The following is a 14445-nucleotide window of genomic DNA, read 5'->3' on the forward strand; positions in this document are numbered from 1 at the left end:
GCGGCCCCCACACGCGGCGGCCGCCTCTGCGCGGGCCCGCCGCCGCGCCTCAGCGCCCCGCGGCCGCCGTCCGCAGGCTCTCACCGCGCGCCGGGCCGTACGGCCCGCCCGGCCGCCCCGAGGAGAGCACCACCACCGACGTCATCGCCGCCAGGCCGTAGGCCGTCGTCGCCAGCCACAGCACGCCCTGCGGCGTCTCCAGCGACCGGTTGAAGTAGTCGGTCACGGCCAGCTGCACCACCGACCGCACCGTCAGATAGAGCTGCACCGCCCCGTACGCCAGCAGCGCGCTGCGCACCTCGCACCGGCCGCACCAGGCCAGCGCCCCCAGGGCCAGCAGGACCAGCGCCGCGCCCGCCGCGGTGAACTCCGGCGGCGCCGCGAGCCCCACCGTCCCCGTCGCGGACGCGTCGACGACCGCCCGCAGGAACCGCCCCGGGTGCCCGGAGGCGAGCAGCGGTCCCTGCGCCGTCCAGCCCAGCTGGACCACGCCCATCACCAGGAACAGCACCCCGCAGATCCGCGAGGAGCGGCGCCGCCACGCGCCCGGCGGCGCGTCCGGTTCGCCGGGCGCCCCCCGGTGCCCGTTCCCGACCGGCAGCAGCGCCCCCAGCACCACCAGGGCGGTCACCAGCCCCAGGCACCGGGTGGCCAGCAGCCAGCCCCACTGAGGGGCGGTCACGTACCGGGCGAGGTAGGCCTCGTCGCACAGGCCGACGGCCTCCCGCAGCGCGGCCGCCAGCAGCACCCAGCCGAGCAGCAGCGCCGCCGCCCGCGCCGCCCGCCGCCCGGCCACCGCCGGACCGGCCACGCCCAGGAACGCCACCGCGAACGCCCACTCGTACGGCCCGAGCAGCGGCGCCGCCCCGGGGAGCGCCGGATGGAACAGCTCCTCGACGAAGTCCCAGACGCCGCCGCCCCCTTGGACGACGCCCCGCACCGTCCAGCCCGCCAATGCCAGCCCCAGCAGCCCCAGGCACGCCCCCGCGGCGCGGTACCGGGCCCGGTGCGCCGGGTCGGCCCGGCCCGGATCGGGATCCGGGCGGATGTCCACCGCGCCGTCGTCCTGCATCGCCATGCCCCAGACCCCCGCTCCGCCCGCCGGCCGCGATAACCGGACCGTCCCGTACCGCAGCCTCACTGTGCCAAGGACGGCAGGAGCGGCGGGGGAGGTTCCCTGCCGTGTCGGGGCGCGGTCGCCGCTTCCCGCGGCCCGGCGTGAGCAGCCGCCGCGGCCGCCGAACTCCCGCCGCGGGCTGGCATGATGCGGCCATGACGGAAACGGGGGAGGCACCGGACGGCCGGGCCGCGCACCACGGCGGCGTCCGCCTCACCCGGCGCGGCCGGATCGCCGTGGGCGCGCTCGCCGTGGGTGTCGCGGCGGCGCTCACCGCGGTGCTGGTCAGCGCCGCGGACCCGTTCGGCACGGACGGCGCGCGCCGCGCCGCACCCGGCGTGTCCCGTCCGCCGCGCGCCGTCCCCACGCCCTCGCCCACCGCCCCCGTCGTCCTCGACTGGGAGGTCCACCACGAGCGCAGGCTCCGCGCCTGGCCGGCCGTCCCCACCACGTACGCCACGGTCGTGCACGACGACGGCGACGCCTCGTACCGGCGCCGTGGCAGCCGGATCGTCGAGTACGTCGTCCCGGGCGACGACAGCAACCGGCTGCGGCTCACCACCTACGCCCACCGCCCCCGGACGCTCACCGCCTGGGGCGCCCAGGAGGCGGCGCAGCTGCGGGGGTACTGGCCGGACGCCGAGGTGCACACCGAGCCGGTCCGCTTCCGGGGCCGTCCCGCGCTCCTCCTGGACGCCACGTACACCTTCTCGCCGCAGACCCCCACCAGGACCCGGCGGCTCCAGCTCCTGACCACCACGGCGAGCGGCCGCTCCTACGACCTGTACGTCGAGATGCCCCGGACCCCGGCCGCCGAGCACATCGGCCGCGCGGTGTTCGAGGGCGCCCGCGACCGGCTGCGCATCGACGGCGCCTGACGGGAGCGCGGACCGCCCCGTCCTTGTGCGTCGTCGCTGAACAGCAGCGTTGCAGCCAGCAACCACTGGCGTGATGTGAGGACGCCGAAAAGGTATTACCGCCGGGTACACAAAGCGGCCGCGGCCGCATTACGCTCGCCCGCATGACGGACTCGCAGGACACCGGAACGCTCGACGCCGCCCACGGGGCGGCAGCGCCCGCCGTGGCGGCGCCCGCCCCCGCCCCCGAGGCGCCCGCGCCCGCCGCACCCGAAGGCGGCAACCCCGTGGCCGCGACCGTGCCCGGTGCGCGCACCGCCGCCGGCGTCGTCACCCCGGAGGTCGTCGCCCAGCTCCTCAGGGGCGTCAGCGGCAGCGGCCGCACCGCCAACCACACGCCGTTCACCGGTGAGAAGCTCGCCGACCTGCCGGAGTCCACCCCCGAGGACGTCGCCGCAGCCTTCGACCGCGCCCGCGCCGCCCAGGAGCGCTGGGCCCAGGTCCCGCTCAAGCAGCGCGCCGCGGTCCTGCTCCGCTTCCACGACCTGGTGCTGCGGCGGCAGGCCGAGGTCCTCGACCTCATCCAGCTGGAGACCGGCAAGGCCCGGCTGCACGCCCACGAAGAGGTGCAGGCGGTCGCCGTCGCCGCCCGCCACTACGGCCGCAAGGGCCCCGCGTATCTGCGCCCCAAGGGCCACACCGGCGTCGTCCCGGTCCTGACCAAGGTCAGCGAGTTGCGCCAGCCGCGCGGCGTCGTCGGCCAGATCGCCCCCTGGAACTACCCCCTGGAGCTGTCCGTCGGCGACGCCCTGCCCGCCTTCGTCGCGGGCAACGCCCTCGTCATGAAGCCGGACACGGAGACCGCGCTGACCGCCCTGTGGGCCCGGCAGCAGATGATCGAGGCGGGGCTGCCCGAGGACGTCTGGCAGGTCGTCATCGGCGAGGGCCTGGTCGTCGGCCCGGAGGTCGTGCGCCACGCCGACTACGTCTCCTTCACCGGCTCCACCCGCACCGGCCGCGAGGTCGCCCAGGGCGCCGCGGCCCGCCTCGTCGGCGTCTCCCTCGAACTCGGCGGCAAGAACGCCATGCTGGTGCTCGCCGACGCCGACGTCGAGAAGGCCGCCGCCGGCGCCGTCCGCGGCTGCTTCTCCTCCGCCGGCCAGCTCTGCATCTCCATCGAGCGGCTCTACGTCCACGCCTCCGTCGCCGACGCCTTCCTGGAGAGCTTCGCCGCCCGCACCCGCGCCATGCGGCTGGGCACCCAGCTCGCCTACGGCGCCGACATGGGCTCGCTGGCCGGTCCCCGCCAGCTGGCGGCCGTCAGCCGCCACGTCGACGAGGCCGTCGCCAAGGGCGCCCGCGTCGTCGCCGGCGGCCGCGCCCGCCCCGACATCGGCCCGTACTTCTACGAGCCGACCGTCCTCGACGGCGTCGGCGACGCGATGGCCGTCTGCGCCGAGGAGACCTTCGGCCCGGTCGTCTCGGTCTACCGCTTCGAGGACGAGGAAGAGGCGATCGCCGAGGCCAACGGCACGCCGTACGGCCTCAACGCCAGCGTCTGGACGCGGGACTCCCGCCGCGGCCGCGCCGTCGCCGCCCGGCTGCGCGCCGGCACGGTCAACGTCAACGAGGCGTACGCCGCCGGCTACGGCAGCGCCCGCTCGCCCATGGGCGGCATGGGCGACTCCGGTCTCGGCCGCCGCCACGGCTCCGAGGGCGTCTTGAAGTACACCGAGGCGCAGACCATCGCCCAGCAGCGGATCATGCCGCTCGGCCCGTCCTTCGGCCTGACCGACGAGAAGTACGCCGACCTGATGACCCGCAGCCTCCAGGCGATGAAGGCGTTCCGGCTGCGCTGACACGCGTCGGGCGGGGCCCGCCGCGGTCCCGCCCGCCCACACCCAGGAGAGCCCGTGCCGCAGAAGAACTCCGCCCACCGTCCGCTCCCCGGGCAGCGCCGGGAGGCCGGCGACCCGTACGACTACGACGTGCTCGTCGTCGGCTCCGGCTTCGGCGGCGCGGTCTCGGCCCTGCGGCTGTCCGAGAAGGGCTACCGCGTCGGCGTCCTGGAGGCCGGCCGCCGCTTCAGCCGCCACTCGCTCCCCAAGAACTCCTGGGACCTGCGCAACTACCTGTGGGCCCCGGCCCTCGGCTGCTACGGCATCCAGCGCGTCCACCTGCTCGGCAACGTCATGGTGCTGGCCGGCGCCGGCGTCGGCGGCGGCTCCCTCAACTACGCCAACACCCTCTACGTCCCGCCGCCGCAGTTCTTCCGCGACCAGCAGTGGGGCCACCTCACCGACTGGCAGGAGGAGCTGGCGCCCTACTACGACCAGGCCAAGCGGATGCTGGGCGTCCGGCTCAACCCGACGACCACCCCGTCCGACGTCCACCTCAAGGAGGCCGCCGAGCGGATGGGCGTCGGAGACTCCTTCCACCTCGCGCCCGTCGGCGTCTTCTTCGGCGACGGCAAGGACGCCGACGGCGAGAGCCGCGCCGAGCCCGGCGGGCAGGTCCCCGACCCGTACTTCGGCGGCAAGGGCCCGGCCCGCACCGCCTGCACCGAATGCGGCGAGTGCATGACCGGCTGCCGCCACGGCGCCAAGAACACCCTCAACGAGAACTACCTCCACCTCGCCGAACGGGCCGGAGCCGTCATCCACCCGATGACCACCGTCGTCACCGTCACCGAGGACTCCCGCGGCGGCTACGCCCTCGGCACGCTGCCCACCGACGACCGGCGCCGCGGCCGCGGCCGGATCCTCACCGCCCGCCGCGTCGTCCTCGCCGCCGGCACCTACGGCACCCAGACGCTGCTGCACCGGATGAAGGACAGCGGTCTGCTGCCCGGCATCTCGCCGCGGCTGGGCGAGCTGACCCGCACCAACTCCGAGGCCCTGGTCGGCTCGCAGACCAGCGACCGCCGCTACCGCAAGAAGTACGGCACCCGGCCCGACTTCACCCGCGGCGTCGCGATCACCTCGTCCATCCACCCGGACGAGAACACCCACATCGAACCGGTCCGCTACGGCAAGGGCTCCAACGCCATGGGGTCGCTCTCCATCGTGCAGGTGCCGCTCGCCGCCCGCCGCGGCCGGCGCGCCCTGGCCTGGGTGGCCCGCAGCCTGCGCCACCCGGCCCAGACCGTGCAGTCGCTCTCCAACCGCCGCTGGTCGGAGAAGACCATCATCGGCCTCGTCATGCAGTCCCTGGACAACTCCCTGACGACGTACCGCAAACCGCGTGGCCCCGGAAAGGGCCTGCTCACCGCCCGCCAGGGGCACGGCGCCCCCAACCCGGAGCAGATCCCCGAGGCGCACGAGGCGGCCGGGCACCTCGCGCAGGCGATCAACGGCTTCCCCGGCAGCAACGTCGGCGAGCTGATGGGCACCCCGCTGACCGCGCACTTCCTCGGCGGCTGCCCCATCGGCGAGGACGCCGACCACGGCGTCATCGACCCGTACCACCGCCTCTACGGCCACCCGGGCATCTCCGTCGTCGACGGCGCCGCGGTCTCCGCCAACCTCGGCGTCAACCCGTCCCTGACGATCACCGCGCAGGCCGAGCGGGCCATGGCGTTCTGGCCCAACAACGGCGAGGACGACCCCCGGCCCGGCCCGGGCGAGGCGTACCGGCGCCTGACCCCCGTCGAGCCGGTCGCCCCCGCCGTCCCGCCGTCGGCGTTCGGCGCCCTGAAGCTGCCGCTGCTCGCCGTCCCGGTCGTCCCGCCGAAGCGCACCGGCGGCGCGGGCCCGGAGCCGGCCGGCGACTGACCCGCGGGCGCGCGAAGGGCCCCGCGGCGCCGTCCGCAAGAGGGGAGGGCGGACGGCTACGGGGCCCTTGCCACCGGTGCCGGCGTCAGGGCGGCGCGGGCACCGGGGAGCGGCGCCGGGGGGGATGCGCCGCGGGATCGGTGGAGCGGGACGGAGAAGCTGAGCAGCAATGCCGCCGGGAGGCGGGAGTGCCGGGCGGGACGCGTGGTGTCGGATGCGGCCGGTCCCGGGCGTCCCCAGGACCGGCCACCCATCGACGTGACCGGGCTGCTGTCCCCTGCTGACCGGTCACCTCACCGGAGCGAGGTCCCACGACGCGGGCCGCCGAGCGGCCGGCGTCTCATCCCTCCGGCGTTCCGCCCCGGGGGCGGCGTCTACGCGTAGTCCTGCCTCCCGCGCCTGGCTGACGCGGCACACGGCACAACGAAGTGGTTCCGCGGCTGGTCACGCGCCGTACGGGTGAGAGGCCAACCGAACTCAGATCCGCCCGCTGCGCCCGGCGCGCGCGGCCCGTCCGCGCGCCGGGCCGCATCCGACGTCCGGCCCCTCAGACACGGCCGCGGGACAGCTCCAGCAGGGTCATCGCCAGCGCGGTCCCGGACCGGCCGAGCTGCCCGCGGTAGTGGTCGAGGATCTCCATCTCGCGCGAGAGGTTCACCCGGCGCCCGCCGGACGCGATGCGCTCGCGCTGGATGACGGCGGAGACCGCCATCCGCTCCTGGACGAGGCCGATGATCCGGCCGTCCAGATCGTCGATCCGGCCGCGCGCGTCGGTGATCGCCCCGACCGCCTCCGGGGTGCGCGCCCCGGTGTCGGCGGCGGGCGCGGTCGCGGCGGGGGCGGTGGTGGTGTCGCTGCTCATGTTCGGTTCTCTCCTGGGGGTCGGTGGCCCCCGGAGCCGACGGGCGGACCGGGAACGACACAGGCGCCCCGGGCCTTGTCGGCCCGGGGCGCCTGGGAAGTCGCTGGTCAGATGATCAAGCAGCACGTCCATGGCAGCCGGCCGGGCCGGTGCCATAGGTAAAGTCGAAGGTCAGCTGCTTGGACATGGCGCTCAGTATGAGCCCGTTAGAATCGAAAGTCCAACCCCTGCTCCACACCGCCGGAAGGCCGCCGAAGTGCCATCAGCGCCCCCTGCCGCCGCCCCGGACGTCGTCCTCGTAGTCGACTTCGGCGCGCAGTACGCCCAGCTCATCGCCCGCCGCGTCCGCGAGGCGCGGGTCTACAGCGAGGTCGTCCCGTCCACCATGCCGGTGGCCGAGATGCTCGCGAAGAACCCCAAGGCGATCATCCTCTCCGGCGGACCCTCGTCGGTCTACGCCGACGGCGCCCCCAGCGTCGACCGCGCCCTGTTCGAGGCCGGTGTCCCGGTCTTCGGCATGTGCTACGGCTTCCAGCTCATGGCCACCTCCCTGGGCGGCACGGTCGACAACACCGGCGCCCGTGAGTACGGCCGCACCCCGCTGGCCGTCTCCAAGCCCGGCTCCACCCTCTTCGAGGGCACCCCGGCCGAGCAGTCCGTGTGGATGTCGCACGGCGACGCCTGCTCCGCCGCGCCCGAGGGCTTCACCGTCACCGCGTCCACGGACGTCGTCCCGGTCGCCGCCTTCGAGAACGACGAGAAGAAGCTCTACGGCGTCCAGTACCACCCCGAGGTCATGCACTCCACGCACGGCCAGCAGGTGCTGGAGCACTTCCTCTACCGCGGCGCGGGCATCGAGCCCAACTGGACGCCCGGCAACATCGTCGAGGAGCAGGTCGCGGCCATCCGCGCCCAGGTCGGCGACAAGCGCGCCATCTGCGCGCTCTCCGGCGGCGTGGACTCCGCGGTCGCCGGCGCCCTGGTCCAGAAGGCCATCGGCTCCCAGCTGACCTGCGTCTATGTCGACCACGGCCTGATGCGCAAGGGCGAGACCGAACAGGTCGAGAAGGACTTCGTGGCCGCCACCGGCGTCCAGCTGCGGGTCGTCGACGCCTCCGAGCGCTTCCTGGGCGCCCTCGCCGGGGTCTCCGACCCCGAGGAGAAGCGGAAGATCATCGGCCGGGAGTTCATCCGGGTCTTCGAGCAGGCCCAGCTGGAGATCCTCCAGGAGGAGGGCCCCGAGGTCGCCTTCCTCGTGCAGGGCACCCTCTACCCGGACGTCGTCGAGTCCGGCGGCGGCGAGGGCACCGCGAACATCAAGTCGCACCACAACGTCGGCGGTCTCCCCGACGACATCGAGTTCGAGCTGGTCGAGCCGCTGCGGCAGCTGTTCAAGGACGAGGTCCGCCTGGTCGGCTCCGAGCTGGGCCTGCCGGACGAGATCGTCCAGCGCCAGCCGTTCCCCGGCCCGGGCCTGGGCATCCGCATCGTCGGCGAGATCACCAAGGAGCGGCTGGACCTGCTCCGCGAGGCCGACGCCATCGCCCGCCAGGAGCTGACCGCGGCCGGTCTCGACACCGAGATCTGGCAGTGCCCGGTCGTGCTGCTCGCCGACGTCCGCTCGGTCGGCGTCCAGGGTGACCACCGCACCTACGGCCACCCGATCGTGCTGCGCCCGGTCTCCTCCGAGGACGCCATGACCGCGGACTGGACGCGTATGCCGTACGACGTCCTGGCGAGGATCTCGACCCGGATCACCAACGAGGTCGCGGACGTCAACCGCGTCGTCCTCGACGTCACCAGCAAGCCCCCGGGCACCATCGAGTGGGAGTGACCCGCTGACCGGTCCGCCGGTCCTCCCGCACGCCCGACGCCGACGCCGTCGCTCCTTGTGAGCGGCGGCGTCGGCGCGTTCCGGGGGCGGCGCGTTCCCGGAGGGCGTTGACGTCGGCGGTCGCAGGGCGTTGACGTCGGCGGCGTCAGCTCGCATCATGGCGGCGGAGATTTCGTATCACGGTATCGAGTGTCCGTGATGCGGAAGTTCCGGACGGTTGTTGATGGTGCGGGCCGCGGGGCGGTGGCGTACCGGTGGAACAGTGAGGAGCGGCGCGCGATGAGCACGATCGGATTCATCGGACTCGGCATCATGGGCAGCCCGATGGCGGTGAACCTCGCCCGGGCCGGGCACACCGTCCGCGGCTGGAACCGCAGCCCCGGCCGGGCGGCCGCGCTGGTGGCGGCCGGCGGGCAGGAGGCGGCCTCGATCGCCGACGCGGTGCGCGGGGCGGATGTGGTGATCACCATGGTCCCGGCGTCCCCGCAGGTCGAGGCGGTCGCCTACGGCCCGGACGGAATCCTGGAGCACGCGGCGCCCGGCACCCTGTTCATCGACCACTCCTCGATCACCCCGCAGACCTCGGTCGACCTCGCGGCCGCCGCCGCGGCCAAGGGCGTACGGGTCCTGGACGCGCCGGTCTCCGGCGGTGAGGCGGGAGCCGTCGAGGGCGTGCTGTCGATCATGGTGGGCGGCGCGGCGGAGGACTTCGAGGCGGCCCGGCCGTTTTTCGACACCGTCGGCACCACGGTGGTCCACTGCGGCCCGCACGGCGCCGGACAGACGGTCAAGGCCGCCAACCAGCTGATCGTCGCCGTCAACATCCAGGCCGTCGCCGAGGCGGTGGTCTTCCTGGAGAAGTCCGGCGTGGATCTGGACGCGGCCCTGGAGGTGCTGGGCGGCGGCCTGGCCGGCTCCACGGTGCTGACCCGGAAGCGGGCCAACTTCCGCGACCGCGACTTCACCCCCGGCTTCAAGCTGGAACTCCACCACAAGGACATGGGCATCGTCACGGACGCGGCCCGGACGGCGGGCGTCCCGCTGCCGGTGGGCACGGTCGCCGCCCAGCTGATCGCCTCGGCAGTCGCCCGCGGGGACGGCGGCCTCGACCACTCGGGCCTGCTGCGGGGGGTTGAGCTGCTCAGCGGGGGTGGGGGCGGGCGGTAGCGGGGGAGGTGGGGGCCGCGCTGTGTCGGGTGGGCCGGGGGCGTCGGGCGGGGCCCGGTCCGGCCCTGCCCCTCAGGCCAGCCGCAGGTCGATCCAGGGGATGGTGTCGCCCGGCAGCAGATAGCGCTCGGTCTCGACGAAGCCGTTCCGGAGGGCGAACCGCAACCCGTCCTCGTTGGACGCCAGGACCACCGTCTCGACGGTCTCGGCGCCCAGCTGCCGCGCCCGCTCCAGCCCGCGGGCGTACAGCTCCGTGCCGTGACCCCGGCCCCGGTACGGAGCGAGGACTCGCGCGATCACCGTCGCCGTGCCGTCCACCGGCGGCCGGACCGTCGAGCAGCCGACCAGCGCGCCGTCCAGGTGGGCGACCTCCAGCCGGTGGCGCGCCGCCCGCTCCCGGGCATCGTCCAGGGACAGTGCGTGGGTCGGGATGACGGTGTTGTGGACATGGCGCCAGTCCCGGAGGGCGGCGTCGTCGGCGGGCGGGACGATACGGAGACGGGACATCGCAGCAGGAAACGCGGGGCGGCGCGGGGCGTCAAGCGGTTTACGCCGGGACGGTCGGCGCGCGCCTCCGGGGCGGCCGGTGCATGCCTCCGCACGGGAGCGCCCGCGCGGGTACCCCCCGGGAACGGCCGACCGGGACCGGCTCCGGGCCGTCGGAGTTCCGGCCCGGCTTCGCCGCCCGGCGAAGTCACGAGGGGTGTCGCCGTGGTCAGTTGCGCGCGAGGAATCCCCGGGCCGCCGTCACGAACGCGGCGCGCGCCGCCGTGTACGTCTCCCATGCGTCGTCGGGCACCACGTTGAGGCGGTGCAGCTCCCGGAGGCGGTCCATCAGCTCCCGGGCCTGGTCGACCGGGCCCACGCCCTCCACATCGAGCACATTGAACGCGGCTTGGGTCGCCGCGTAGCTCTCCCGCGTCGCCGCGAGGGCGGCATCGAGGGAGTCGTAACGGCCCTCCACCCGGCGCCAGATCACCGCGCCCTCGGCGTCGCTCGCGGTGAGGAACGCGGCGTACGCGTCCCGCCGCGCGAGATACATCAGGGGATCCTTCGGCACCGGCCACCTCCACCGTGCGGGGACAGGGCGGCAGTATCGGCCGCCCGAGCCGACTAATGAAGAGCCGGAACGCCGTAATGAAGGGCCGGTGCGCCGGCGGATGCCCGGCGGTCTCGGGCGCAGGGCGGGGCGTCAACCCGGGCGCGGCGTGTTCACCCGCCGCCATCTGGACGTTTTCCCGCACCACCCGGCACCTGCGGCACACTTCCTTCGAACGTAATCCCTTGCAGGGGAAGGAAGTTGACGCCGGACGCGGCCCAAGGGCGGCACGGGGTCATGGCGAGCGGCGGTGACGTAGCGGTGGAAGCGGCAGACGGGGCGATGGGGGCGCCCGGTGCGGGTGTGACTTCGGGGGTGGGTGATGGCCCCGGAGGGGAGGGGTGCCGCTGCGGACGGTGCGGACACGGGGCGCGCGCCGCGCACCGGAAGGCGGTCGCGGCGTTCGTGGCGCTGCGCGAGGAGTACGCCGCCGGGCGCGGCATACCGGCCGGCCTGACCCGCTCCGCCGGAGCCGCCCGCCAGTGGATCTCCGACGAACTCACCCTCTCCGCCCGCAACTTGACGGAACACGCCGCCGCCACCCGCGCGGCCTGGCTCGACTCCGTGCACCGCGGCACCTTGCGGACGCTGTGGGGCGCGGCCGCCGTGCTGCTCCTCGGGCAGGCGCTGACCGCGGTCGGCAGCGGCTGGACCGCACACCGTACGGCCACGCTGACCGCCGCCGTCGCCCTGGCGCTCGGCGGCACCGTGACGGCGTGGCGCCACCGCGGGCACGGCGGTGTGCTGGCGCCGCTCACCGGCGAGGACCAGCGGCTTTCCACCTCCCGTACGGTTGCGGCCGGTTGGTTCGGCGTGGCGGTCTTCGCGGTGCTGACGGCCGTGGCCGGGAACGTACTGCCCGGCGGGGCCGTGCCGTCACCGGTGGCCGCGGACGGCGCGCTGTCCGGGCGGGCCGCGCTCTCCCCGCCGATGCTGCTCGTCCTGCTGACGGTGTGCGGCACGGCGGTGGCGGCGCGCGCCGTGGTGGCCGCGCGGGTGCGGGCCGGGCGGCTCCAGAAACCGGCGGCCGAACGCCCCCGAGCCGTCGACCTGTTCGCCGACGACGGCGGCCGCGCCGACCTCGCCGCCACGCAGTATCTGCTGGTGAACGCGGTGGTGGCGGCGCTCGCCCTGACCGTGGTGATCGGGCCGCCCGGGCTCGTCCGGCCGTCGGCGGGCTGGGTGGCGGCCGCGCTCGTCGTGGTGTCGGCCGCCGGCTACCTGGCCGCCAAGTGCGACGAGGGCGGCCGGCCCGTCATCCTGTCGGTGGTCCGCGCCCGGGAGCCGGGCGATCTGCCCGCGCCGATCCGGCCGGGCGACGACATCGAGATCCGCGGCACGGGCTTCGTCCCGCCGGGCGCCCGCACCCCGGACCTGCTCTCCCGCATCGTCGTCCGCATCGGAACGGTGCACGTACCGGTGCCGCTGGTGCCCGGCCCCGGCGGCTTCAGCAGCCCGGCGGACGCCGCCCTGACCGTCCCCGTACCGGCCGACATCGAACCGGGCCCCACGGAGATCCGGGTGATCACCGCCTCCGGCGCGGAGTCCGCGGCGCGGGTCGTGGAGATGGGGGAGTAGGCGCTCGGCCCGGGGCCGCCGTTGCCGTTGCCGCGCCGTTGCCGTTGTCCGCTGCGTGAAGGCGGCGGCGAGGGCGTCGGGGATCCCCGGGCCGGCGGGGTGCCCCTGCCTGCCGGCGCACCCCGGTCCGCCGGCTCTCCTTGTACTCGCCCCGCCCTGCCCCGTCGCGCCGTGGCCGTGCCGTCGGCTCGTCGCTACCGCTCCGTGCCCGGGCGCCCCCGGCGGGCGACGGCCCAGACCACGGCGGTGATGCCGGAGGCCAGCAGGCCGGCCGGTATCGCCAGGAAGAGCCAGGGCCCGGGCGCATGCCAGACGCCCAGGCCGTCGAGGCCGTATCCGAGGCCGACGGCCACCGCGGCCAGCCCGCAGATCAACCGTGCCGGTTCGAAGGGGTGACGCGTCATGAGGTGCCTCCTTGGGACGGCCGGGCGCCGAGCACGGGAGCGATGGCGCGGGGATCGGCGGCGGACGGGGCCGGAGCGGTGGGTATGCGCTCGCCTTCCGCCGCCGGCGGGCTGACCGTGCCGGTCGGGCTGACTGTGCCGAGCGGGTCAATCAGGCCGACCGATGTGAGTGGCGCGAGCGCGGCAGCCGGGAGGGCCTGGGACCGTGAACCGGCCGACGGCGGGGAAGCCGCCCCGGACGGCGACGGCGACGGGGGCGAGGGCTCCGCGGGCGGTGGCGGGGGAGCGTGGCGGACATCGATCTGGCCGGCGCCCACCCGGAGCGTCAGGTCGAGGAAGCCGCGCGGCTTCTCCCCCTTCTTCAGCCCCTTGGCGGGCAGCGTGACCGTACGCGGCCGGTCGCCGGCGGAGATCCGTACGTCGTCGGCGGGCTCGCCCGGCAGCCGCACATCGCCGAGCCCCAGCGACAGATGCACCGTCGTCTCCACGCCCGGCGGAAGCGTCACCTCCAGGCGGCCCGCGCCCACCTCGGCGCCGGTGCGGATCGTGCGACCGTCCTTGACGGGCAGCCCGCCGAGGTCCAACCTGCCTTCTCCGGAGCCGATTTCGTAATGTCGCTGGACGGCGGCGACATCGGTGGGGGTCCAATGACGGTTCTGCCAGTCGGCGCTGAGGTTGTCCGGCAACACCGTCGCCACCGCGAGGAGTGCGGTGGTCAGCACCACCATGAAGACGGTGCCGCCGCCCGTCCGCCCCAGCCAGGCGCTGACCGCCAGCCCCAGCCCGAACACCACCAGCGCACACGCCAGCCCCGCCTGCAACGCGTGCGAGAACGGGGCGTGCCGTTCGACGCCGGACGCCGTACCGACGCCGCCGAGCACGGCCAGCAGGAAGACCAGGCCTCCGATCCGCCGCCCGGCCCGCGGCCGGCGCCGTGGCGCGGCCGGCGCACCGTCCGGACGGGCCGCCGCTGCGCCGGGGCGGAATCCGGGCTGCCGCACGGGACCTCCGGGTACGCCGTGACCGCCCTCGTAGGTGATCTCGACGCGCTCCGGGCCCCACAGATAGATCAGCCCGGCCGTCTCCTTGCCGAGCGGCCCCCGCCACCACGACGGTGTGTGCGGACCGGGCGGTGCCATGGTCTCCGGCGGTGCGTCGGCGACGGCCTGCGCGGTCGCCGCGTCCCGGGGGCCGGGCCCCTCCGGGCCGCCGCGGTGGCGGCGCGACCAGTACGCGGCGCCGGCCACGGCCAGCGTCAGCAGCACGGCGAAGGACATGACGCTGCCCTTGCCCAGCGTCGTCAGGAACAGCCCGCAGCCGACCAGCGCGAACAGCAGCGCCGTCAGCGCCGATCCCTCGACCCGGCCGGAGAGCAGCCGGCGGCCCTCGTTCTCCTCCTCGCCGTGGAGCGGGATGATCAGCCAGGCGAAGCCGTAGAAGATCAGCCCCAGGCCGCCGGTGACGGAGAGCACGGCGAGGACGATCCGGAAGATCACCGGATCGAGATCCCACTGCCGGCCCAGGCCACCGCACACGCCCGCGACGACCTTGTGCCGTCGGCTGCGGCGCAGCGGCGGGCGCGGCGGGGCGGTGCCGTCGGGCGGTGCCGATTCCTCGGCGGGGGCTGCTTCGTTCATGAAGCCATGGTGACAAGCGCGAGGGATTCCCGGCATCCGTGGAAACCCTGGCCGAACCCTGAGATCGACCCCGAGCAACCCCGATATCACCCGCGGGTTCGCATATCCCCCCGAGAT

At 75.0% G+C, this 14445-nt stretch carries 12 protein-coding genes; 6 read left to right on the top strand and 6 right to left on the bottom strand.

Translation table 11 applies throughout. The annotated features are described in order from the left end of the window. Positions 1 to 49 precede the first annotated feature (49 nt). Positions 50 to 1078, bottom strand: coding sequence for a hypothetical protein (locus ABT345_RS18740; protein ID WP_345079561.1), 1029 nt, complete (start codon positions 1076 to 1078; stop codon positions 50 to 52). 194 nt (positions 1079 to 1272) lie between these two features. Here ABT345_RS18740 and ABT345_RS18745 point away from each other — a divergent pair, with 194 nt between their 5' ends. The 3 genes from ABT345_RS18745 to ABT345_RS18755 all read left to right on the top strand — a co-directional run bounded on the left by ABT345_RS18745 (position 1273) and on the right by ABT345_RS18755 (position 5747). Then, positions 1273 to 1995 (top strand): hypothetical protein, encoded by a 723-nt coding sequence (locus ABT345_RS18745; RefSeq protein ID WP_345079564.1) that lies wholly within the window; start codon positions 1273 to 1275, stop codon positions 1993 to 1995. A gap of 143 nt (positions 1996 to 2138) precedes the next feature. After that, a complete protein-coding gene (locus ABT345_RS18750) occupies positions 2139 to 3833 on the top strand; it encodes a succinic semialdehyde dehydrogenase (RefSeq protein WP_345079567.1) in 1695 nt (564 codons plus the stop codon). Between the two features lie 54 nt (positions 3834 to 3887). Next, positions 3888 to 5747, top strand: coding sequence for a GMC family oxidoreductase N-terminal domain-containing protein (locus ABT345_RS18755; RefSeq protein ID WP_386459523.1), 1860 nt, complete (start codon positions 3888 to 3890; stop codon positions 5745 to 5747). Positions 5748 to 6294: 547 nt separating this feature from the next. On the opposite strand, the gene ABT345_RS18760 is transcribed toward ABT345_RS18755, so the two are convergent. Then, a complete protein-coding gene (locus ABT345_RS18760; RefSeq protein WP_345079570.1) occupies positions 6295 to 6609 on the bottom strand; it encodes a chorismate mutase in 315 nt (104 codons plus the stop codon). 256 nt (positions 6610 to 6865) lie between these two features. Here ABT345_RS18760 and guaA point away from each other — a divergent pair, with 256 nt between their 5' ends. Both guaA and ABT345_RS18770 read left to right on the top strand, forming a co-directional pair. Then, entirely contained in the window at positions 6866 to 8443 is a 1578-nt protein-coding gene (gene guaA, locus ABT345_RS18765; RefSeq protein ID WP_345079573.1) for a glutamine-hydrolyzing GMP synthase, read from the top strand. Between the two features lie 198 nt (positions 8444 to 8641). Continuing rightward, on the top strand, positions 8642 to 9610 hold the full coding sequence (locus tag ABT345_RS18770) for a 2-hydroxy-3-oxopropionate reductase (protein WP_345079912.1): 969 nt from the start codon (positions 8642 to 8644) through the stop codon (positions 9608 to 9610). A gap of 72 nt (positions 9611 to 9682) precedes the next feature. Here the strand turns inward: ABT345_RS18770 and ABT345_RS18775 are convergent, their stop codons facing one another. Together ABT345_RS18775 and ABT345_RS18780 are read right to left on the bottom strand one after the other, a co-directional pair. Further along, positions 9683 to 10117 (bottom strand): GNAT family N-acetyltransferase, encoded by a 435-nt coding sequence (locus ABT345_RS18775; protein ID WP_345079576.1) that lies wholly within the window; start codon positions 10115 to 10117, stop codon positions 9683 to 9685. 208 nt (positions 10118 to 10325) lie between these two features. Next, positions 10326 to 10670, bottom strand: a complete 345-nt coding sequence (locus ABT345_RS18780; RefSeq protein WP_345079579.1) for a hypothetical protein — start codon at positions 10668 to 10670, stop codon at positions 10326 to 10328. Positions 10671 to 10991: 321 nt separating this feature from the next. Here ABT345_RS18780 and ABT345_RS18785 point away from each other — a divergent pair, with 321 nt between their 5' ends. Then, positions 10992 to 12287: a hypothetical protein gene (locus ABT345_RS18785; RefSeq protein WP_345079915.1), complete on the top strand. Its 1296-nt coding sequence runs from the start codon at positions 10992 to 10994 to the stop codon at positions 12285 to 12287. A 194-nt stretch (positions 12288 to 12481) separates the two neighbouring features. On the opposite strand, the gene ABT345_RS18790 is transcribed toward ABT345_RS18785, so the two are convergent. Together ABT345_RS18790 and ABT345_RS18795 are read right to left on the bottom strand one after the other, a co-directional pair. Beyond that, positions 12482 to 12691: a hypothetical protein gene (locus ABT345_RS18790; RefSeq protein ID WP_345079582.1), complete on the bottom strand. Its 210-nt coding sequence runs from the start codon at positions 12689 to 12691 to the stop codon at positions 12482 to 12484. After that, positions 12688 to 14328, bottom strand: a complete 1641-nt coding sequence (locus tag ABT345_RS18795; protein ID WP_345079584.1) for a PspC domain-containing protein — start codon at positions 14326 to 14328, stop codon at positions 12688 to 12690. The genes ABT345_RS18790 and ABT345_RS18795 overlap by 4 nt, the downstream gene beginning before the upstream one ends. Positions 14329 to 14445: the final 117 nt, after the last annotated feature.

Origin of the sequence: Streptomyces sp. NPDC000404 (assembly GCF_040300365.1) — a bacterium.
In the GTDB taxonomy this organism is placed as follows: Bacteria; Actinomycetota; Actinomycetes; order Streptomycetales; family Streptomycetaceae; genus Streptomyces; species Streptomyces ramulosus.

What these genes read in the sequence shown, in the direction of transcription:
- ABT345_RS18740 (WP_345079561.1), bottom strand. Translation starts at nt 1,078, where the DNA reads ATGGCGATGCAGGACGACGGCGCGGTGGACATCCGCCCGGATCCCGAT.
- ABT345_RS18745 (WP_345079564.1), top strand. Translation starts at nt 1,273, where the DNA reads ATGACGGAAACGGGGGAGGCACCGGACGGCCGGGCCGCGCACCACGGC.
- ABT345_RS18750 (WP_345079567.1), top strand. Translation starts at nt 2,139, where the DNA reads ATGACGGACTCGCAGGACACCGGAACGCTCGACGCCGCCCACGGGGCG.
- ABT345_RS18760 (WP_345079570.1), bottom strand. Translation starts at nt 6,609, where the DNA reads ATGAGCAGCGACACCACCACCGCCCCCGCCGCGACCGCGCCCGCCGCC.
- ABT345_RS18770 (WP_345079912.1), top strand. Translation starts at nt 8,642, where the DNA reads ATGCGGAAGTTCCGGACGGTTGTTGATGGTGCGGGCCGCGGGGCGGTG.
- ABT345_RS18775 (WP_345079576.1), bottom strand. Translation starts at nt 10,117, where the DNA reads ATGTCCCGTCTCCGTATCGTCCCGCCCGCCGACGACGCCGCCCTCCGG.
- ABT345_RS18785 (WP_345079915.1), top strand. Translation starts at nt 10,992, where the DNA reads ATGGGGGCGCCCGGTGCGGGTGTGACTTCGGGGGTGGGTGATGGCCCC.
- ABT345_RS18790 (WP_345079582.1), bottom strand. Translation starts at nt 12,691, where the DNA reads ATGACGCGTCACCCCTTCGAACCGGCACGGTTGATCTGCGGGCTGGCC.
- ABT345_RS18795 (WP_345079584.1), bottom strand. Translation starts at nt 14,328, where the DNA reads ATGAACGAAGCAGCCCCCGCCGAGGAATCGGCACCGCCCGACGGCACC.